This is a genomic window from Bradyrhizobium sp. Arg816 (assembly GCF_029989365.1).
Taxonomy (GTDB): domain Bacteria; phylum Pseudomonadota; class Alphaproteobacteria; order Rhizobiales; family Xanthobacteraceae; genus Bradyrhizobium.
On record NZ_JAPRAQ010000171.1, the window covers coordinates 1 to 481 of the forward strand.

Annotated in this window: 1 protein-coding gene; it reads left to right on the forward strand. The window is 63.0% G+C overall.

The window, feature by feature from the left end; all coding sequences use genetic code 11:
* Positions 1–46 precede the first annotated feature (46 nt).
* The coding region (locus OWC48_RS46360) for an HTH domain-containing protein (RefSeq protein WP_282525979.1) at positions 47–481 on the forward strand (435 nt) is incomplete at its 3' end.

The following is a 481-nucleotide window of genomic DNA, read 5'->3' on the forward strand; positions in this document are numbered from 1 at the left end:
GGGGGTGTTGTCTTTGGGGCGGAAGAAAGTCGAACGGAGTTCGAGGATGCCGTTGCTGAAATTGCTGAGTGATGGAAAATTTCATTCCGGCGTCGAGCTTGGTGAGGCCCTGGGCGTCTCCAGGAGTGCCATCTGGAAGCGGCTGAAGACGCTGGAAGATGACCTGGGCGTCGAGGTGTTCAAGGTTCCGGGGCGGGGTTACCGCCTGGAAGAGCCCCTGTCGCTGCTCGATGCCCAACGGATCGCGGGGGAGGGTGGTTGGCCGGTAGCGGTCCTGGCTTCCATCGACTCCACCAATGCCGAGGCACAACGCCGTCTGCAACAACAGCAGCAAACGCCGTTCGCCTTGCTGGCCGAGCATCAGCAGGCCGGACGTGGCCGGCGTGGCCGCGCCTGGGTCAGTCCCTATGGCAAGAATCTCTATCTCACCGCCGTGGTCTCCAGCCAGGGCGGGATCCAGAAGCTGCAGGCCTTGAGCCTG